The following is a 19,396-nucleotide window of genomic DNA, read 5'->3' as shown; positions in this document are numbered from 1 at the left end:
CGGCGCGCGCCCGCCAGCACGGCCGCCGCGGCTGCGCTGCGCCTGCTCGGACGCGCCCAGCTGCTGCCGGCAGCGGTCGCATTCCCGGTGCTGTCGGCACGCGCCGCGCTGGTCGCCGCCGAAATCGCCAGCGGTAATCTGCTGTCGGTCAGCACGGCCGACGTGCTCGCGCTGTGCGACGGCGGTCACGGCGTACTGACGCGCATCAGCGAAGCACGCATACCGCTGGCCGACGCCGACGAAGCCCGCTTCGTGCTGTTCCGCGAAGCCGACGGCCTGCGCGAGCACGTCGCCATCGTCATCGGCGATCCGGACGACTGGGCCGAGCCGGTGCCGGTGCGGCTGCATTCGTCCTGCCTGACCGGCGATTTGTTCGGCAGCCTGCGCTGCGACTGCGGCGAACAGCTGCGCCGCGGCGTCGCGTCAATCAATGCGCAGGGCGGTGGCGTGCTGCTTTACCTGTCGCAGGAAGGGCGCGGCATCGGCCTGGCGAACAAGCTGCGCGCCTATGCGCTGCAGGACGACGGCCTCGACACGATCGATGCCGACCAGGTCATCGGCTTCGGCGACGACGAACGCGATTTCCGCATTGCGCACCAGATCCTCGACCAGCTGGGCGTATCGCGCGTGCTGCTGCTGACCAACAATCCGGGCAAGATCGACGCGCTGCGCCACGCCGGCATCAATGTGGTGGCGCGGCAGGCAATCTATGGCGACCTGACGTCGCAGAACCAGCGCTACCTGGAAACCAAGGCGCGCCGGCAGGGGCACAGCCTGGGCGAGCTGCTCGGAATGCGGCCGCTGGCCGACGGCGCCGGTCGTGCCTGAGCGCGCGGCGGCCCGCTCAGCGCGGCACCGGCTTGAGCTGCGCCAGATCGAAGTCGTGCGCCTCGTCGATCAGCTGCGCCAGCCGGGCGGCGAAGTGATCGACCAGCCGGGCGCCCAGTGCGGCGCTAGCGCCCTGCGCGTTGCCGGTGGCGCCCGAACCGTGCAGGTCCTGCGCCATCCAGCCGAAGCCCGCCTCACCTTCCGGTCCGAGCAGGCAACCGTCGGCCGCCATGTTTACCCCCAGGCTGCGGAAGTCGCCGAGCGCCTCGCGGCGCACAGCGTGCGGCACCAGATGCAGCATCATCGACGTTTCCAGCGCGCCGCCGTGCAGCCCATGCCGAAGTTCGTCTGCATCGAGCACGCCCGACGGCAGTGCGAAGCGGAAGTAATTGGCCCGCACCACCAGCATGCCGTGTGCGGCACGCAGCTTCAGCGCGGCCAGATCCACCAGCGCCTTGTTGCCGCCGTGGCTGTTGAACAGCACCAGGCGGCGGAAACCGGCACGTGCCACGCTGTCGCCCATTTCGCCCAGCACGGCCAGCGCGGTTTCCGGGCTCATGCTCAGGGTGCCGGCGAAACCGGTGTGTTCCAGACTGAGCCCGACGGCCAGCGGCGGCAGCACGCACACCGGCACATCGGCGCGCACACGCGGCAGGGCCGCCGCGACCAGTCCGTTCGCGATATCGAGATCGGTGCTCAGCGGCAGGTGTTCGCCATGCTGTTCGATCGCCGCCAGCGGCAGCAGCGCCACGCCACCGCGCGCGGCGCGCTGCACGATGTCGCGTGGCGTCAGGTCCTGCCACCAGGGGCTGTCGCCCGACTGCCCTTCACCTGCACCGTCTGCCATGCCGTGTCTCCGTTGTATGCCCTGTCGCTGCCTGTCCGGTCCGATACTACCGGGCGGTTCGACAAGACAGCGAAACCTGCACCACGTCTGCTGCCGTGACCACGCAGCGTGAGCCACGAAATCAGAGCCCCCGAGGCCCGAGGCCAGTGATGCCCCACCCGACCATGACGCTTTACAGCCTTCTTCGACTGCTGCTTGCGCTGATCGTGCTCAATACGCTGCTCGCCTTCGGCAATCTGTGGCCGAGCGCCTGGCCGCGGCCGGAGGCGCGCCTGTCGATCGAGTTGTTCGGCGCCCTCATCGCTCTGGTGCTCTGGGCCCGCTGGCGCGGTGCCGTATCGGCATGCGTGACAGGCGTCGTCGCCGTGCTCGCCAGTCTGTGGGTGCTGCTGCACTACATCGACGTGACCATTCCGGCGCTGCTCGGCCGGCCGGTCAACGCCTGGTGGGACGGCCGGCACCTGTGGCAGCTGGCGCGCATGGGCGGAGAATTCGCCGCCGGCTGGCAGATTGCCGCCGTACTGCTCGCCGCCTGCGGTGGGCTGGCATTGCTGTTCACACTGGTGCGCGCCTGCGTACGCGCACTTGCCGCGGCGGCGGCCACGCCACGCTGGCAATTGCCGCTGGCTGCGCTCGGGAGCGCCGTACTGCTGACGCACGGCGCTGCATCGATCGCCAATCATGACCTGCAGCGGATGTTCGCGCCGCCGGTCGGCACGATGGTGGCGGCGCAGGCCAGCCTGCTGAGCCGCGCGCTGTCGCGCAGCGCGCGGGAACGACAGCTCGGCGCAGGGCCGGCGTTTGACGTCGACATCGCCGCGCTCGGCGGCGCCGACGTGTTCGTGCTGTTCGCCGAAGCCTATGGCGCGATCACGCTCGACCGGCCGGAACTGGCGGCCGCGCTGGCCGAGCGGCGCCGCGCGCTGCAGTACGCGCTCGACGCCGGCGGCCGGCAGGTCGTGTCGGCGCGCGTCACTTCACCCACTTTCGGCGGTGCTTCCTGGCTGGCGCACGCGGCGCTGCTGTCCGGCATCGACACGCACGACCCGGACGACTACGCGCTGCTGCTGACCACGCAGCGGCCCACGCTGGTCCACCACTTCGCGCAGCAAGGCTACCGCACCATAGGCTGGATGCCCGGCCTGCAGCGCCCCTGGCCCGAGGGTGCCTTCTACGGTTTCGACCGCCTCGCGAACGCCGACAGCACCGGCTACGCCGGCCTGCCCTTCGGCTACTGGCGCATTCCGGACCAGGTGTCGATTGCGCTGCTGCAGCAACAGGAGCTGCACCGCGCGGCGGATGACACAGGCGACGCCGACGGCCTGCGCACCGTGGCGCTGCATAGTGCCGACCCATCGACCCTGCGCACGCCGCGCTTCATCGTGTTCCCGACCCTCACCACGCACGCGCCGTTCCGGCCGGTGCCCCCATATCTGGCCGACCCGCAGCGACTGCTCGCAGCCGATGCGTTCTCCGATGAGGAAGTGACCCGGGCACTGACCGCGCCGGTATCGTGGACCGACCCGACGCCGGCCTACATCGACGCGATGCGTTACCAGTTCGACTGGCTGACCCGCTGGCTGCGCGACGATGCGCCGCGGAACATGCTGCTCATCGTGATCGGCGACCACCAGCCGATCGGCGGTGTCACCGGGCCGAACGCGTCATGGGATGTGCCGGTGCACGTGATCGGCACCGACGAGGCGTTGCTGGCGCGTCTGGAAGCGGCCGGATTCCGTCGCGGGCTGCAGCCTGACGTGACGGCGATCGGGCCGATGCATGGATTGACGCAAACGCTGATCGACGCGTTTGCCGGCGACCTCAGCCGGCGGAGCGCCCGGACGCCCTGAGTCTTGCCGGCGTCAGGCCGAGCCGGGCGTGCAGCACGCGGGTCATGTGCGCCTGATCCGAAAAGCCGCACGAGGCCGCGATTTCCTTCACCGCCAGATCGCCGATGGTCAGCAGATCGCGCGCCCGCTTCACGCGCTGGTCGATCACGAAGGCGTGCGGTGCGCGCCCCTGGGTTTCGCGGAAGCGCCGACTGAAGGTGCACACGCCCAGTCCTGCCGCTTCGGCCATGTCTTCCAGCGTCAGCGCCTCGTGCAGCCGCGATTCGATCAGATCGAGCACGCGCCGCAGCTGCGCGGACGACAGACGCCCCGGGTCGTGCGATGAACGGAAGCGCACGTCGGCGTAATTGCGCAGCAGATGCACCGCAAGCTGGGTGCCGAGCGCCTCGACGTACAGCGGACCGCCCATGCCGTGCTGCTTTGCCTCACCGGTGATGGCGTCGGTGATGGCGACCAGCGTCGGATCCTTGGCGCACAGCACGTCACGAAGCCTCACCTCGGCCACCGAGCGCTCGGTGACTTCGCCGGCCACGCGGTCCATCAGGGTGTTCGACAGATAGACGTGCGACACATCGACGTCCTGCGTCCAATGCCAGTGCGACGCCTGCGACATGGTCAGCAGCGACGCGTCGCCCGGCGCGCAGTGCGCGCGCGACCAGCGATCGTCGAAGCAGCGGTCCATCGGGGTCTGGCCGGCGCTATAGCGCACGACCATGAAATGATCCAGCGGAGGGATGGCCACGTCCAGCCCGGTGTAATGATAGGCCCGGTGGGAAACGCCTTTCCAGCCGAGCTTGTCGCTCGACGACAGTACGGTTCCGGGCACCCAGTCAAGCAGCTCTTCCGGTGTGATGGCGCGTCCCATCGTTGTTCTCCTCCTGCCGGTCCGGTGCGGCCGATCGCCTGCCCTGAACGGTGTTGTCGGGGCGGCTTCCGCGTTCGACACGTGCCGACGCCATGCATTCCCCGACCCGAGCTTACCAGAGCGTCGCGGGCCCGGCTGTGACCGGGTCGCGAGCGGCGCGTGCCGAGGCGGACATGAAAACGGGGACCCGCAGGCCCCCGTCCCGTGCGTCCGCGACCGGCGACGCCTTACTGCATCCTGAACCCGGCGTAGTTCGACGCCGTCACCTCGTCGCACTTCTGACGATAGGTGCCGACACCGCCGATGTAGGACAACAGGCGGCGCGGCTTGCCTTCGATGTTCGAGCCCATGTACCAGGAGTCGGTCTTGGTCACCAGCGTCGCGTTGGCGATCTCGTCGTGGTGCTCGACCCACTTGTCTTCCGTTTCCTTCGTCGGCTCGATCACCTTCAGGTCATGGCTTTCCATGTACTTGATGCAGTCGGTCACCCAGTCGACCTGCTGCTGCAGGCAGGTGGTCATGTTGCAGAACGCCGCCGACGGCGCCAGTGGCGCGGCGGTGGTGAACAGATTGGGGTAGCCGTTCACCATCAGGCCCATGGTGCTGCGGATGTCCTTGTTCCAGTCTTCGGTCAGCGAGCGGCCGCCGCGACCCCGGATGTCCATGCGGGTCAGCGCACCGGTGCCGGCGTCGAAACCGGTGGCCAGGATGAGCACATCCAGTTCGTGGATCTTGCCGTCGGCCGTCTTCACGCCTTCCGGTGTCACGCACACGATGGGCGAGGCCTTCACGTCGACGATTTCGACATTCGGGCGGAGGAAGGCTTCGAGGAACTGCGTTTCCAGCGGCACCCGGTGGGTGCCGAAACCGTAGCTGGTCGGGATCAGCTTTTCGGCCAGCACCGGGTCCTTGATGCGTTCGCGCATCTTCTCGCGCACGAACTCCGACACCTCGTCATTCACCTTCTGGTCGGTGAACATTTCCGGGTACAGCGTGAGCCAGAAGCTCAGCGAGCCGTCGGCCCACACCTTTTCCATCATTTCGCGGCGCGCTTCCGGCGTCATGGCGTAGAAGCTGTCGCCGGCGAAGTCGTAGTCGAAACCGGCGAAGGTGCCCTGCACACGCTTGCGCATGTCGTGGAAACCTTCCTTCTGCGCGGCGCGGTCGCTGTCGCCGTATTTCGGGTTGCGCATCGGGATGATGTACTGCGGCGTACGCAGGAACACCTTCATGTGGCCGACCTGGCTGGCAATGGTCTGGATGACCTGGATGCCGGTCGCGCCGGTGCCGACGACGCCGACGCGCTTGCCGGCGAGCTGCACCGGCTCCTTCGGCCAGCGTGCGGTATGGAAGATCGGGCCCTTGAAGGTTTCCTGCCCCGGGAAGGTCGAGGTCAGCGGCGCCGACAGCATGCCGGCGCACGACACGAAATACTTGGCGTCGAGCACTTCACCGGAATCGGTGCGGATCTGCCAGCGGTTCGTCGCCTCGTCGAAGCGTGCGCCGACGACACGGGTGTTGAAGCGGATGTCCTTGCGCAGATCGCAGCGGTCGGCGATGAAGTTCAGGTAAGCCTCGGTTTCCGGCTGGGCCGGGAAGCGCTCGCTCCAGTTCCATTCCTTCGCCAGTTCTTCGGAGAACCAGTACTGATAGATGTAGGCCTGTGAATCGACGCGCGCGCCGGGGTAGCGGTTCCAGTACCAGGTGCCGCCGACGGCCGAGCCGGCTTCGATGGCCACCACGTTGAGCCCCTGCTGGCGCAGCCGGTACAGCTGGTACATGCCGGCCACGCCGGCGCCGATCACCACCGCGTCGAAAGTCGTCACCTTGCCCTGCGCGTCAGCTGCCTTCGCAGCCACCGTCGATGTGTTCATCTGTTCTCCTCCTTTATGGGTCTGTGAGCCGGTCACTGGCGCGCCGCGGCTGGCTCAAGACTAACCGGCCCACCGGACGAACGCCATTGAAGCCCGACTGTAGAGACAAGCGCGCCGCGCGGCTTGAACAAAAGCGGCAATTGCTTGAACGATCCGGGCGGCGATGCGACGACCGGATCCGTGCGATCCGCCGCATCCCTGTACATGTCGTAGCGGTGACCTACACTGAAGTCATTCAGCCCGGGGAGTCGCGAGCATGCGAATTGCCATTGCCAGCTCGACCGTCGCGGCCCTCTTCGCGATTGCCAGCCCGACCGCCCAGGCGGCCACAGCCTCCGTATATGCGCACGTCGAGACGAAATACGAGCCGAACGTCATCGGTCCCGGCAACACGTCCTGCACCACCAACAACGACACGCGCGAGTGCAACCGCTTGCTCGACCAGCCCCTGCTTGTCACCGACCAGAATGGCGTATCGACGGGCAGCCAGTTGCTGCGCGAAGTGTATGCACCGACCAACACCGGCGATGTTCCGAACTTCCTGCTGACCGGCGATGCGTACGCGCTCGCGCTGCCGGGTTCGCTGCACGCTTGGGTCACGGTCGAAGTCACCGGCATTGGCGGCGCCTTCGTACCGGGCATCAGCGGCTACGGTTATGCGGCGGTCGAGGACCGTATCAGGATCCGTTCTTCGACACTCGCCGACGGCACGGCCGTCACACTGAGCACTGTGTTCAACATCACCGGCATCGGCGAGGGCACGCTTTATCTGAACGTGGTCGGCAGACGCGACGGCATCGAGACGGTCCTGTTCGGCGATACCGAATCCTCGAACAGCGCCCGGAGAAGCATTGCGGGCATGGGCGGCTCGTTCATCGCCTACATCGGCGAAACGCTGGATGTCGATTACAGCCTGCGCGCCTCGACCGGTGTCAGCACTGCGGCCTGGCAGGCGGACGAGGTGGCGAACGGTCGTGCATCGCAGTCGAGCTACGGCAACTCCGCGTACCTGTATTTCGCTTCAGCCGACCCCGCCGTTGATGTCTACATCGACGGCGTGGGCGGCTACGACTACGTTCAGCCACCCGCCATTCCCGAGCCGCACACTTGGCTGCTCATGCTGCTGGGCGGGGCCGCCGTGGGCACGCGCACCCTGCAGCGCCGGCACACCCCTCATTGACGTTGCCCGGACACGGTGCCCGATCGGCGCGCGCCGATCGCCTCAGGCGCGCTTCGGCGTCGGACGAACCTCTTTGCCGGCGACGCGTTGCTGAAACATTCGGCACCCGACGGATGCCCTGCTGAAAAACCGGGTCAGATCCGTTGTCTGCGCACCGCCAGACCCAGCACGAGCAGACCCGCGCACAGCAGGCCTGCTGTCCGGGGCTCTGGCACCGCACTCAGCACGAAACTTCCGCCGTCGACCGACTGGAAACCGCCCAGCGCGAATGCGTTGTCGAACACGGGGATTTCCAGTGCGTTCGAGGCGGACGACCACTGATACACGGGGCCATACCGCGCGTTGAGGAACTGCCCGCGACGATCGGATCCGAAATACGACACGTCATAGCTCGCGCGGGCGAACAGCTCCAGCAAGGTCAGGTCGAGAGACGCGCCGAACGTGATGCCGGTCCGGTTGGACAGCGTCGCATCGACGAGGAATCGGGCATCCACCGTTACATCGTCACCCAGTACGGCGATCGCCGGGAGTTCGTCGATCCGGCCGATCCATTGTGTCATTTCGCCGATATTCTCCAGCCGCACCGCCTCACTGAAGCTGAGCTGCATGAGCACGTCGCCGGACACCTCGAAGCTCTGCTGCAGCCCGACGGTCAGTGCAGCGTCCAGATCCACGACTTCGTAACCGAAATCGATGTCGATGACGCCGAAATCCCTGCGCAGCCGGGTACCCAGTACGTCTGATCCGCTCAGCAGAAACTGGTCCACGTCGATATCTGCGGTGAGCAGCGTTGTCTGGCCTGCACCGGTCAGCGTATCGGTGCCGAGCGCACCGTTCGCCGATACCCGCCAGTCGCCGGCGGTCACGCTCGTGGAGCCGTTCAGGGCCGCCGCAGGTAGCGTGTAGACACTGCCGACGCCGCCGACGTCGCCAGCGCCGATGATGCGCAGTCGGCCACTGTCATCGCGGTTGAAGGACACGATTTCCTTGCGCACATCGACATTGGCCAGCGTGGTGGTCAGGCGATAGTCGTGGTCGCCCAGGTCACGCGCAGTCTCGAACCGGATGAAACTCTGCGCATAGGCGTCCAGAATGCCATCCACCCACGCCGATGCGTTGGCCGGGCGGGTTGCAAAGGCGCTGCTGCCGCGGGTGCTGGCGACAGCCTCGAGCTGGAAGTACTCACCCCGGACGATGGGTCCGGGGGCGGAAATGGCGATGGCGTAGTCGAGGTTCGCATCGATGGAGCCGCCATGAATGTTGGCGCCGACTTCGATGCCCGCCGTCAGCTCCGTGGTGAGGGAAAAGTACGGATTCACGTACCAGTCGAAGTCGGGCAGCACCTTGATTTCCACCTTGCCCGACACCGCATTCGGGTTGTAGACATTGGTCTTGCGCGGCGATGTGGCGCCGAAGAACTGGGCGTAGCTGAAATCGAACGCATCGCCTTCGCTCCAGATGCTCTGGCCGGCGGTGTTGAACGACACATTCTGTGTGAGCAGTTCAAGCGCGCGAGCGTCGGATGCCGTGGCGCCTGCAAGCAGTCCGGCCATCAGCGTCGCAAGGGCACGACTGCGACTGCATAAGGGATTGATCTTCATTGTGGTCTCCAGAGTCCGGTGGGCACATCGACCGAGCAGACGACGGCGCGGTGCAGGGTCCAACAATGAAGAACAGGTCGTTAGTTGCGCGTTAGTTTGCGGAGATCGCGCCGTTATTTTTTTATCCCATTGATTTTATTTGATTCCTTCACGGGGCAAATGCAGTCCGGCCGAGAATCCGGCACGATCAATGTCGGCCGGCAGATCGTTCAGCACCCGCGCCAGCCGGCGTTCGCCGCGTGTGCGGCGACCGCTCGCCATCCACCACAGTGCCTGCAGATACCTCACGCGCGGCCGTGCTGCGGGCAGCTGGCGCGCAAAACGCAGGGCGCGCCCGATCAGGCCTTCGCCTGCCGCGACCAGGGCGCGTTGATCGCCGGTCTCATGATGAATCACAACCACCAGCGCCATGGCGCAGCCGGTGAAGCCGTTCAGCGCATAGATGGACGTCATCGTTGCCCGGTCGAACACGCGACAAAAGGTGTCGATCGATGACAGCGCCTCTTCCCTGCGCCCGGTTCGCGCAAACCACCAGGCGAGCACGCCGTGGCGGAGCAGCTGGGTATTCGGATCCACCACCCTGGCGGCCAGCCTGTCGATGGTGTGCAGGTCCACATGCGGCGTCGAGGCCGCGATGCGAAGGTCCATCGTGCACAAGGCGAGCAGCCCCCAGAGTTCAGACGCGGCCTCGCGGACACGTCGTCCTTCCTCGCACAGGGTGAGCATATGCGTGCGGGCCGTTTCGAGCCGGCCTGCGAACTCGTGGGCATAGGAGACCAGTGCCGTGCATTCGCCCCAGTTCCTGTACTGGCGCAGCCGCCAGAAGATGTCGGCACCGGTCTGTCCGTGCACCCGGGCGGCGTCCAGGTCGCCACCGGCGAGCCGGTAGAGACAGAGCTGCTCGTGGGTCCACGCCTGCTCGGCCATCCCGGCTTGATCGAGGCACCGCTCCGCTCTGGCCGCATAGCGCGCTGCCTCTGACTTGAACGGCGTGTAGCTGAGTACGAGCGCACCGGAGGCAAGGTGCTCGGGGAGGCTGCCGGCGCGCACGATGTTGATCGAACGCAGGGAGCTTGCGACGAATCTCGGCCGGTCGCCTTCGAAGAAATAGACCTGTGCAAGCCTGTTGTGGGCACGGGAAACGAGCACTTCGGCCTCGGCATCGAGGTTCCCGTACCGCCACCAGCGACCGTTCAGCGTACGCGCGAACTCGCGCAGCATGTGCCGGTTCGGCGAGCCCTGCTCCATGTCGATGTCACCCTGCCGGGCCAGGCATTCGAGCGCCGCGGCGCGGCACTCCGCGTGACGACCGAGCTGGAAGAAAACATCGCTGAGCCAGAGTTGCCAACTCGAAGCGCAATGCGATGGCAATCCCTGCATGGCGAGTGCCCGCTGCAGCAGACCGGCCAGTTCGTCGAACCAGCCCTGCATCCGATACAGGGCACACAGTCCCGGCAGCAGGCGCGCAAGCGCGTCAATGGCCCCGGAACTCACGAGATGGTCGAACACCACGCGCAGATTGCCTTGTTCCGCGCGCAGCGCGTCCAGCGCGACGGTGTCCGCATGGGACTCGAAACGCTGGTGGCCCGCCTGCAGAAGCGCCAGGAAATGCCTCGCATGGGCATCACGCACTGCTCCGTTCGCCCCGGATTGAAGCAACTTGCGCTCGCCGAAATCTCGCAGCAGGGGATGTACGTCGAGCCGCCCGTGCCGAGCGGGCTGCAGCAGCGATTTGGCGGTGAGGCCCGCGAGGATCGCGAGCGTGCCACCACAGAAAGCCAGGGCGGAATCGGGCGTGAAGCCGCCCCGGCACATGCACAGGGCGCTGAGTACCTGCTGCTCCGCCGGTTCCAGCAGACGCCACGAATGATCGAACACCGAAGCCATGTCGCTGTGGCGGGGATTTTCCGGCGACGTGGCCGGCGCCTCGCCGAGCACCTGTGCGCCCGCGCACAGTCGATCGGCCACGTCTCGGCACGACAGGGTTGCGAGCCAGCGGGCCGCCAGCACGAGACCGAGCGGATACCCCTCGACTGCGCGGCATATCCGCAGGACGTGCACACCGTCAACGTCCGTATCGAAGCCAGGTTGCTGACGACGCGCGAGTTCGCAGAACAGGCTGGGCGCGGGCGCACTGCGCAGTTCCGGTGTCCATTGTTCGGTATCCGGGAACGGCAAGCCGCCCAGCCTGACGATCCATTCGGTCGCCAGCCCGAGCTGATGGCGGCTGGTGACCAGAATGCGCAGGCCGCTGGCATGGCGGGCAAGCATCGCCACCAGATCGCGAGCATCGGCCACCTGCTCGAAGTTGTCGAGAATCAGCAACTGCCGGCCTGGTGCGAGCACTTCAAGCAACGATTCACGCTCGCGCCCCGCTGGCAAGGCGATGCCCAGCGCAGCCGCCACCCGGTGCGCGACCAGCGCCGCGCACTCGGCACCGGTCTGCGGCGCCAGATCGGACAGGTCAACAAAGCACGCGCCATCCGCAAAATGCGCGGACAGCAGCGCACCCACAGCCAGTGCAAGATGCGTCTTGCCGATGCCGCCCGGGCCGACCAGGGTGACCACGCGCGCCTCGGCGCTGGACAGCAACGACACGATGCGCGCCTGCTCTTCGCCACGCCCGACCCACGGGAGGGTTTCGTCCAGCGTGACCCGGCGCACTGGCAGCGATTGCGCGCCAGACATGCCGACGGCCGTCATGCAGGCCGCGGGTGAAGCATCGACGGCGCTGTCCGCGTGCAGCGCGGACTCGTAAAGTGCGAGCGTGTCGGCATCCGGCACCGCATCGAGCTCGCGCCGCAAGGCCTTTGCACACGCCTCGTACTGGGCAATCGCCGATGCCGGCTGCCCCATGTCGATGTAGCTCCGGATCAACGCCTGATGATGGGGTTCGGACCAGGGCGCAATCGACAGGCAGCGCCGAAGCACCTCCGCCTCGCCCCGATGATCGCCAGCGGCACGCAGCGCAGTGGCGGCTTCATCGAGACGTCCAAGATATCTACCGCCCAGCGTTTCGCGCTGCAGTGAAAGCCAGTCCTCGAACTCCGGAGCCTTGCGCAGACGCAGTCCACCCAGGAAATTCTCGACGCGCAGGGCAAGCAACTTGGGAATGCTCTCCCCGACTGCGGACAGCGGGGCATCCAGCGCGAAAAGATCGAGGTTCCAACGCGCATCCGAGGGCACACAGACCGTCGTGCGATCGGCCTGGACATGAGCGGGAAGCTCCTGCCGCAAACGGGTCAGAACGAAGCGCAGGTTGGCGCGTGAGGCGGCTTCATCGAGTTCACCCCAGAACATCCGGCACAGCAGGGCGCGCGAACATGCCCCACCTGTCAGCGCAACGTACAACCAGAGCGCTGCCGCCTTCGAATTGGCCAGCGAGGGAACGGCAACGCCGTCCGCGACCACCGTCAGGTCTCCGAGGCAATGCATCTGCAGCATATTCGTCTCGCCTGTCCCCCGGATGCAGGCGCGGGGCGTTTGCTGTCTACACGTATTCGATGATAGCGAGACGATATGCAGCGAACAAGTCAGGGGCCGACTGCCGGCGACGCCAACCTCGACGTCATGCCCACGGCCTGCCTCGTGGACGCGATGCCTGCCCGCGCGCAGAAACTGCCCGGCCTGGCGCATGTCCATGCAGATTCCGGCGGGCCTACGCGGAGGGCGATAGGCATCCCGGCCGACAGATGCCATGCTTTCCCCCTGCACACATTCGAACCTGCCTTTCATGACCGCAGCCGCACTGGACACGGAAGCCGTTGTTTTCGACGGTCAGCCACTCGACATTGAAGCCATCGATGCCATCGCGCACGGTAAACGGCGCGCCGGATTGTCCACCGACCAGCGGTTTCGCGAACGCATCGATGCCGGCGCCCGCGCCGTGCTGCAACTGCTCGCCGACGACGGCGTGATCTATGGCGTCACCACCGGTTACGGCGAATCGTGCACGGTGCCGGTACCGCCTGCCCAGATCGCCGAACTGCCCCATCACCTCTACGCCTATCACGGTGTCGGCCTGGGACGCCTGCTCGACGCCGAGGAGACGCGCGCGGTGCTGGCGGTGCGGCTGGCGTCGCTGTGCCAGGGCATGTCGGGCGTGCGCCATGCGCTGCTGCAGCAGATCGAGGTGTTTCTGCGCCACGACATCCTGCCCTGCATTCCGGCCGAAGGTTCGGTCGGTGCCAGCGGCGATCTGACGCCGCTGTCGTATGTCGCCGCCGCGCTGTGCGGCGAGCGCGACGTGCTGTGGCGGGGCCGGAGGATGCCGGCGAAAGAGGCGCTGGAACAGGCCGGTGTCGAGCCGCTGGCGCTGCAGCCGAAGGAAGGTCTGGCGATCATGAACGGCACCGCCGTCATGACCGCGCTGGCCTGCCTCGCGTGGCAGCGGGCCCGACGGTGCAGCCGCATCGCCACCCGTCTGACGGCGCTGAACGTGTTCGCGACGGCCGGCAATCCGCACCACTTCGACGCGCTGCTGTTCGACGCCAAGCCGCATCCGGGCCCGCGCGCGGTCGCGCGCTGGCTGCGCCGCGACCTGGCCTGCGCCGACGCTGAGGGCCGCAATCCGGCGCGACTGCAGGACCGGTATTCCCTGCGCTGCGCACCGCACGTGATCGGCGTGCTGGAAGATGCCCTGCCGTTCACCCGGTCCCTGATCGAGAACGAGCTGAACAGCGCCAACGACAATCCGCTGATCGACCCCGAATCGGGTCGTGTGCTGCATGGCGGCCATTTCTACGGCGGTCACGTGGCGTTCGCGATGGACAGCCTGAAAACCGCGGTGGCCAACGTGCTCGACCTGCTGGACCGGCAGCTGGCGCTGCTGGTGGACAGCCGCTTCAGCCACGGCCTGCCCGACAACCTGTCGGCCGCCCCCGCCGACCGCAGCGCGATCAATCACGGCCTGAAGGCGCTGCAGATTGCGGTGTCGGCGTGGACCGCCGAAGCGCTGAAGATGACGATGCCGGCGTCGGTGTTCTCGCGCTCGACCGAATGCCACAACCAGGACAAGGTGAGCATGGGCACGATCGCGGCACGCGACTGCCAGCGCATCCTCGATCTGGGCGACCAGGTGCTGGCCGCCATGCTGATCGCAGCCCGCCAGGCCGTCACGCTGCGACTGCGCATCGACGGCGGCGCCTTGCCGCCGGTGTTGTCGGACACGCAGGCGTGGCTCGCGGCACACATTCCGCTGGTGGTCGAGGACCGCGCACTGGATCAGGATCTGCTGCGTCTGATGCAGGCCCTGCGCGACGACAGCGCCCGCAATGTGCTGGAGTCGGGCGAGTGACGGCGCCGTGGCATGCCGACGAGGCGGTGGTCGCCCGCGTGCTGGCCGACCTGATCGCCGATGAAATCCGTCGCCTGAGGCCCGGCGGCAGCGCCCCGCCGCCACCCTGGCCGGCGCACATGGCGCTGGATGAGACCGGTTTCGGACTCGACTCGCTCGAACGCTACACGGTGGCCGCGGCGATCGCCGAAATGCTGCAGCTTCACGAATCTTCGGTGATTGATGCGCTGCCCGCGGCACGGCAGTTCGGGCAATGGTGTGCGCTGGCCGAGGAAGGGCTCGCGCAGGCGGACACGCACCTGACCTTCCGCACCTCCGGCAGCACCGGCACACCGAAACCGTGCCGGCATGCGCTGCGCACCCTCGAAGCCGAAGCCGACGCGCTGGCCGACTACATCGGGCCGCGCGGGCGAGTGCTGCTGGCCGTCCCGCTGCATCACATCTATGGCTTCATTTTCGGGGTGCTGCTTCCGCCACGGCTGGGCGCCACCGACACGGAAGACATCCGGCAGCTGTCGCCGCTCGCGCTGGAAGGCCGGCTGCAGGCGGGCGACCTGATCGTCAGCCACCCGGCGCACTGGGCGCTGGTCGAGCGCTTCTGCCCGCGGCTGCCCGCCGACGTCGTCGGCATCACGTCGACCGCGCCCTGCCCCGATGCGCTCGCCGACGCGCTGATCGCGACAGGTCTGGCGCGCCTGATCCAGATCTACGGCAGTTCCGAAACGGCGGGCGTCGGCTGGCGCGATGCCGCAGGCGCGGCCTTCGAACTGATGCCGCACTGGCGGCGCACCGGGCACGACCCGCACGCCGGTGACCCGGTGCTGTGCCAGTCATCGGCGGACGGCACGACGGTTGAGGCCGTGCTGCAGGATGTCCTCGAATGGTTGCCTGACCGCCACCGGCACTTCCGGCTTGCCGGCCGGCGGGACGAGGCGGTGCAGGTGGCCGGCGTGAATGTGTTTCCGGCCCGGGTGCGCGCCGTGCTGCTGGAACACCCGCTGGTCGAGGCGTGCGCGGTGCGACGCATGTCGGCCGGGGAAGGCGAGCGCCTGAAGGCCTTCATCGTCCCGCGCGCGGGCGCAGCCCCCGCCGCAGTGCTTCCCGAGCTCGAAGCATGGGCGCGGGAACGACTGTCCGCGCTGGAATGCCCGCGCGGATGGACCTTCGGCGACCACCTTCCGATGGACGAGCGCGGCAAGTTCGCAGACTGGTCCATCGCACCGCAGGCGCGCTGACACGCGTGCCGCTGACTGCCTTGCCACGTGCGGGTCCGCTCAAGTTTGGCGGAAAAATGCCGACATCTAGCACACTATCTAAAAATGGCCATCGCCTCTGTTTTGGCACCCGGTGCGCCGCGTCGCGGCCGGAGATTCAGACCCAAGGAGCACCATGAACACTGAACATCACGTGTCCTTTGCCGACGCAGCCATCTTCGACTTTCTTGAGCGCGCCGACGATGCCGAACTGGACGGGCTGGATTTCGGCGTCATCGGCATGGATGACGCTTCACACGTCACGCGTTACAACCGTTTCGAATCGATCGCCGCTGGCCTCTCGCCCGACCGCGTGCTCGGCCATGCGCTGTTCACGGTCGTCGCTCCGTGCATGAACAACTTCATGATCGCCCAGCGCTTCGAGGATGCGCAGCAGGATGGCAGCGCGCTCGACGACACCATCGATTACGTCCTGACGCTGCGCATGCGGCCGGTCAAGGTGAAGCTCAGATTGCTTGCCCGACCCGGCAGCGCGCTGCGCTATGTGCTGGTTCACCGTCAGACCTGAAAGCGGAGCCCGCATGAGCGCACCGGTGGAACAGGAATACGAAGCGCTGCTGCAGTTCATGTACATGGCCCCGATCGGCCTGGTGCAGACGCTGGCGGACGGCGAGATCACCATGGTCAATCCGCTCTGTGCGCAGCTGCTGATGCCACTCTCGCCGGATGGCCAGCTGGCCAACCTGTTTACGGCACTCGAGGCCGTCGTGCCCGACCTGCGCCAGCGCGTCAGGGAATTTCCGGATGCGTACGGCACCATCTGCGACGCCCAGCAGGTACCGATTTCGACCGGCCAGGCCGGCCGCCGGCAGCACCAGGTGCTGTCGCTGACCCTGCTCAAGCTGGACGCCGAGCGGCTGATGGCCGTGCTTTCGGACGTGACGCAGTCGGTCCGCAGGGAGCGCGAACTGCGCCAGAGCCAGGCCTGGATCAACACCCTTGCCATCGGCCTGAGCGACTACGCACTGGTTTCACTCGACCACCGCGGCTGCGTGAAGGGCTGGAATCCGAGCATCAGCCGGATCACCGGCTTCAGCCGGGAGCAGGTCGAAGGTCGCAGCCTGTCGATGTTCTACCCGGCCGATGCCATGTCCGACCAGCGCGTGCTGGATCGCCTGCACGAAGCCGATCTGACTGGCTGGAGCCTTGACGAAGGCTGGTGCTCGCGCGCCGACGGCGGCCGCTACTGGGGAAGCTGCCTGATTGCCCCGCTGCACGACAGCGATGACACCCCGGCGGACGAACTTGCCTACAGCCTCATCATCCGCGACGTGTCGGATCGGCGCGAGGCGGCCGAAGCGATGTTGAAGGCCGTGTCCTGCGATCACCTGACCGGGCTTTTCAATCGCCGCGCCTTCGTCGAGGCGGCCGAACTGGAAATGCAGCGCTGGGCGCGCTCGCCGCGACCGCTGTCGCTGGTCATGATCGACGCCGATCACTTCAAGCGGATCAACGACCAGTACGGCCACGTCACCGGCGACGGCGTGCTGCGCCATCTGGCCGCCAGCATGACCGCCACCTTCCGTGCGATGGACGTGCTGGGGCGCTTTGGCGGCGAAGAGTTCATCGTGCTGCTGCCGGACACGTCCGTTGAGGGCGCAGAGCTTGTCGCACAGCGACTGTGTCGCCTGATCGAAGCCACGCCGGCAGCGGTCGGCGAGCACACGGTGCGTTACACCGTCAGCGCAGGTGTCGCGGCCATGGATGCCGACGCGACCGATTTCGACGCGCTGGTGCAGCGCGCCGACGAGGCGCTCTACGCCGCGAAGGCCCGGGGGCGCAACCGGGTCGAACGCTGGCAAGCTGCCACCCAGCCGGCTGCCGTGCGATGAGCGCAAACGTCGATGCGGAGGATCTTCAGCCGCCCAATCTCGAGGCGCTGATCCAGTTCCTGTACCAGGCGCCGACCGGCCTGCTGCAGACCCGACCCGACGGCACGGTGACGATGATGAATCCGCGCTCGGCGCAGCTGCTGATGCCGCTTGCGCGACAGGGCAATCTGGACAACCTGTTCGAGGTGCTGGGTGAGGTCGCCCCCGATCTGCGCACCATGGTCGCCGCCGCCGAACCCGGTGCGCTGGTCTGCGAAGGATTGCGCATGCCCGTGCTGTCGCCGACGCGCAGCAGGCGTGTGCTCGGCCTGAGCCTGCTGCGGCTCGATGCCCACACCATCATGGGCTGCGTCAACGATGTGACGCATGAGGTGGAACTCGAGCAGCAGCGGCTGGCATCGCGGATGCGCGACGCATCGCGCACCGACAGCCTCACCCAGATGCCGAACCGTGCCGCAGTGCTCGAGCGCATCCAGCAGGCGATCGCGCGTTCGGAAGATGACGCCCCGCCCCACTTCGCCGTGCTGTTCATCAACTTCGACCGCTTCAACCGGGTCAATCTGACGCTCGGGCAGGAAGGCGGTGACCGGCTGCTGCGCATGGTGGCCGAGCGGCTGAACAGCACCGTCCGGCAGCGCGATGCCGTCGGCTCGCCGCACGAATCGCTGCACACGACGGCCCGGCTCGGCGGCGATGAATTCGTGCTGCTGCTCGACGGGCTGCGCGACTGCGAAGATGTGCACAGCGTCGCACAGCGGCTGATCGACACGCTGTCGCGTCCGTATCTGATCAACGGCATCGATGTCCATGTTTCAGCCAGCATCGGCGTCGTGGCCGGCGTGCATACCGCATCGCTCGCCAACACAGTGCTGCAGGACGCGAGCCTCGCCATGCAGGAAGCCAAACGTGCGGGCGGCGGACGCCACTTGCTGTTCACCCCGTCGATCAAGGACAGGGCGACCCGACGCGGCGTCATGGAGCATGAGCTCAGGCGCGCGCTCGAACAGAAGGAATTGTTCGTCGTCTACCAGCCCATCGTGGAACTGCCCGATGCCCGCGTCGCGGGCTTCGAGGCGCTGGTGCGCTGGCAGCACCCGGAACGCGGCATCGTGTCGCCGATCGAATTCATCGAGATCGCCGAAGAGTGCGGCCTGATCGGCGCACTCGGCGAATTCGTCCTCAATTCGGCCTGCCGTCAGCTCATGGCCTGGCAGAGACAGTTCGGCAGCGCAATGCCGCGCATGATTTCGGTCAATCTTTCGCGCGCCCAGCTCAATGATGCCGAGATCGCCCGGCAGGTCGAAAGCGTTCTGCGTACGACCCGCATGCCCGCCACGTTACTGCAGCTGGAAGTGACCGAAAGCATGGCCGCCCAGGGCGATGACATTCGCACCCGACTGCTCGAACTGAAGGCGCTCGGCATCACCCTCGCGCTGGACGATTTCGGCACCGGCTACTCATCGCTCGCCTGCCTCGGCCAGCTGCCGATCGACGTCGTCAAGATCGACCGTTCATTCGTCGCCGACGCCGAAACCAATCTGCACAAGCGCGTGCTGATCGAAGCCACCGTACGCGTCGCCCGCAGCCTCGGCATGAGCACCACCGCAGAAGGCGTGGAAACGGACGGGCAGGCGACCCTGCTTACCACGCTGGGATGCGACAAGGGCCAGGGCTACCTGTGGTCCCGACCGATGACGGCCCGCGCCGCCACGCAGTGGCTGGCCGCACAGAGCGAAGCGAGCCGTCCGGCCGAAGCCGTGCCGGCTGCCGCGCGTTGATGGGCTTGGCGGATACGGATGCTGCAAGACGCGACGACACCGTTGTCGAGCGTCCGTCTGCTGGCGGGGCGGTACGACGCGGTGTCTTGTACCAGGCAGCGTTCGCAACGCGCGCCATCCGGCTCTCGCGCGGCGATCGATGCTTTTTCGTTTCGTCGAGCAATCGAGCCC

General features: G+C 66.9%; 13 protein-coding genes. 8 read left to right on the top strand and 5 right to left on the bottom strand.

Annotated elements, in window-relative coordinates:
- A partial coding sequence (gene ribA, locus NMQ16_RS09625; protein WP_257080349.1) for a GTP cyclohydrolase II occupies positions 1-828 on the top strand: 828 nt, incomplete at its 5' end.
- A gap of 16 nt (positions 829-844) precedes the next feature.
- On the opposite strand, the gene NMQ16_RS09620 is transcribed toward ribA, so the two are convergent.
- The gene (locus NMQ16_RS09620) at positions 845-1,675 is read right to left on the bottom strand and encodes a creatininase family protein (protein ID WP_257080348.1); all 831 of its coding nucleotides are present in this window, start codon (positions 1,673-1,675) and stop codon (positions 845-847) included.
- A 149-nt stretch (positions 1,676-1,824) separates the two neighbouring features.
- On the opposite strand from NMQ16_RS09620, the gene NMQ16_RS09615 reads away from it, so the two are divergent.
- Positions 1,825-3,525 (top strand): sulfatase-like hydrolase/transferase, encoded by a 1,701-nt coding sequence (locus NMQ16_RS09615; RefSeq protein ID WP_257080347.1) that lies wholly within the window; start codon positions 1,825-1,827, stop codon positions 3,523-3,525.
- Here the strand turns inward: NMQ16_RS09615 and NMQ16_RS09610 are convergent.
- Together NMQ16_RS09610 and NMQ16_RS09605 are read right to left on the bottom strand one after the other, a co-directional pair.
- Positions 3,497-4,390 (bottom strand): helix-turn-helix domain-containing protein, encoded by an 894-nt coding sequence (locus tag NMQ16_RS09610; protein WP_257080346.1) that lies wholly within the window; start codon positions 4,388-4,390, stop codon positions 3,497-3,499. The genes NMQ16_RS09615 and NMQ16_RS09610 overlap by 29 nt on opposite strands.
- 227 nt (positions 4,391-4,617) lie before the next feature.
- Entirely contained in the window at positions 4,618-6,264 is a 1,647-nt protein-coding gene (locus NMQ16_RS09605; protein WP_257080345.1) for an NAD(P)/FAD-dependent oxidoreductase, read from the bottom strand.
- A gap of 256 nt (positions 6,265-6,520) precedes the next feature.
- Between NMQ16_RS09605 and NMQ16_RS09600 the strand changes: the two genes are divergently transcribed.
- Positions 6,521-7,444, top strand: coding sequence for a PEP-CTERM sorting domain-containing protein (locus NMQ16_RS09600; RefSeq protein ID WP_257080344.1), 924 nt, complete (start codon positions 6,521-6,523; stop codon positions 7,442-7,444).
- Between the two features lie 134 nt (positions 7,445-7,578).
- On the opposite strand, the gene NMQ16_RS09595 is transcribed toward NMQ16_RS09600, so the two are convergent.
- Together NMQ16_RS09595 and NMQ16_RS09590 are read right to left on the bottom strand one after the other, a co-directional pair.
- Positions 7,579-9,045 (bottom strand): PEP-CTERM sorting domain-containing protein, encoded by a 1,467-nt coding sequence (locus NMQ16_RS09595; RefSeq protein WP_257080343.1) that lies wholly within the window; start codon positions 9,043-9,045, stop codon positions 7,579-7,581.
- Between the two features lie 135 nt (positions 9,046-9,180).
- Complete coding sequence (locus NMQ16_RS09590) at positions 9,181-12,687, bottom strand: BTAD domain-containing putative transcriptional regulator (RefSeq protein WP_257080342.1); 3,507 nt, start codon at positions 12,685-12,687, stop codon at positions 9,181-9,183.
- 91 nt (positions 12,688-12,778) lie between these two features.
- On the opposite strand from NMQ16_RS09590, the gene hutH reads away from it, so the two are divergent.
- The 5 genes from hutH to NMQ16_RS09565 all read left to right on the top strand — a co-directional run bounded on the left by hutH (position 12,779) and on the right by NMQ16_RS09565 (position 19,225).
- Positions 12,779-14,341, top strand: coding sequence for a histidine ammonia-lyase (gene hutH / locus NMQ16_RS09585; protein ID WP_257080341.1), 1,563 nt, complete (start codon positions 12,779-12,781; stop codon positions 14,339-14,341).
- Positions 14,338-15,576, top strand: a complete 1,239-nt coding sequence (locus tag NMQ16_RS09580) for an AMP-binding protein (RefSeq protein ID WP_257080340.1) — start codon at positions 14,338-14,340, stop codon at positions 15,574-15,576. Before hutH ends, NMQ16_RS09580 begins: the two co-directional genes overlap by 4 nt.
- Before the next feature lie 154 nt (positions 15,577-15,730).
- Complete coding sequence (locus tag NMQ16_RS09575) at positions 15,731-16,123, top strand: phosphonate transporter (RefSeq protein ID WP_257080339.1); 393 nt, start codon at positions 15,731-15,733, stop codon at positions 16,121-16,123.
- 13 nt (positions 16,124-16,136) lie between these two features.
- Positions 16,137-17,447, top strand: coding sequence for a sensor domain-containing diguanylate cyclase (locus tag NMQ16_RS09570; RefSeq protein WP_257080338.1), 1,311 nt, complete (start codon positions 16,137-16,139; stop codon positions 17,445-17,447).
- Complete coding sequence (locus tag NMQ16_RS09565) at positions 17,444-19,225, top strand: bifunctional diguanylate cyclase/phosphodiesterase (protein WP_257080337.1); 1,782 nt, start codon at positions 17,444-17,446, stop codon at positions 19,223-19,225. Before NMQ16_RS09570 ends, NMQ16_RS09565 begins: the two co-directional genes overlap by 4 nt.
- Positions 19,226-19,396: the final 171 nt, after the last annotated feature.

Source organism: Methyloversatilis sp. XJ19-49, from assembly GCF_024580145.1.
Lineage (GTDB): Bacteria > Pseudomonadota > Gammaproteobacteria > Burkholderiales > Rhodocyclaceae > Methyloversatilis.
Note: the sequence above shows the minus strand (reverse complement) of the source record. Positions and strands in the feature narration are given on the sequence as shown.

What these genes read in the sequence shown, in the direction of transcription:
- NMQ16_RS09620 (WP_257080348.1), bottom strand. Translation starts at nt 1,675, where the DNA reads ATGGCAGACGGTGCAGGTGAAGGGCAGTCGGGCGACAGCCCCTGGTGG.
- NMQ16_RS09615 (WP_257080347.1), top strand. Translation starts at nt 1,825, where the DNA reads ATGCCCCACCCGACCATGACGCTTTACAGCCTTCTTCGACTGCTGCTT.
- NMQ16_RS09610 (WP_257080346.1), bottom strand. Translation starts at nt 4,390, where the DNA reads ATGGGACGCGCCATCACACCGGAAGAGCTGCTTGACTGGGTGCCCGGA.
- NMQ16_RS09605 (WP_257080345.1), bottom strand. Translation starts at nt 6,264, where the DNA reads ATGAACACATCGACGGTGGCTGCGAAGGCAGCTGACGCGCAGGGCAAG.
- NMQ16_RS09600 (WP_257080344.1), top strand. Translation starts at nt 6,521, where the DNA reads ATGCGAATTGCCATTGCCAGCTCGACCGTCGCGGCCCTCTTCGCGATT.
- NMQ16_RS09595 (WP_257080343.1), bottom strand. Translation starts at nt 9,045, where the DNA reads ATGAAGATCAATCCCTTATGCAGTCGCAGTCGTGCCCTTGCGACGCTG.
- NMQ16_RS09590 (WP_257080342.1), bottom strand. Translation starts at nt 12,687, where the DNA reads ATGGACATGCGCCAGGCCGGGCAGTTTCTGCGCGCGGGCAGGCATCGC.
- hutH (WP_257080341.1), top strand. Translation starts at nt 12,779, where the DNA reads ATGACCGCAGCCGCACTGGACACGGAAGCCGTTGTTTTCGACGGTCAG.
- NMQ16_RS09575 (WP_257080339.1), top strand. Translation starts at nt 15,731, where the DNA reads ATGAACACTGAACATCACGTGTCCTTTGCCGACGCAGCCATCTTCGAC.
- NMQ16_RS09570 (WP_257080338.1), top strand. Translation starts at nt 16,137, where the DNA reads ATGAGCGCACCGGTGGAACAGGAATACGAAGCGCTGCTGCAGTTCATG.
- NMQ16_RS09565 (WP_257080337.1), top strand. Translation starts at nt 17,444, where the DNA reads ATGAGCGCAAACGTCGATGCGGAGGATCTTCAGCCGCCCAATCTCGAG.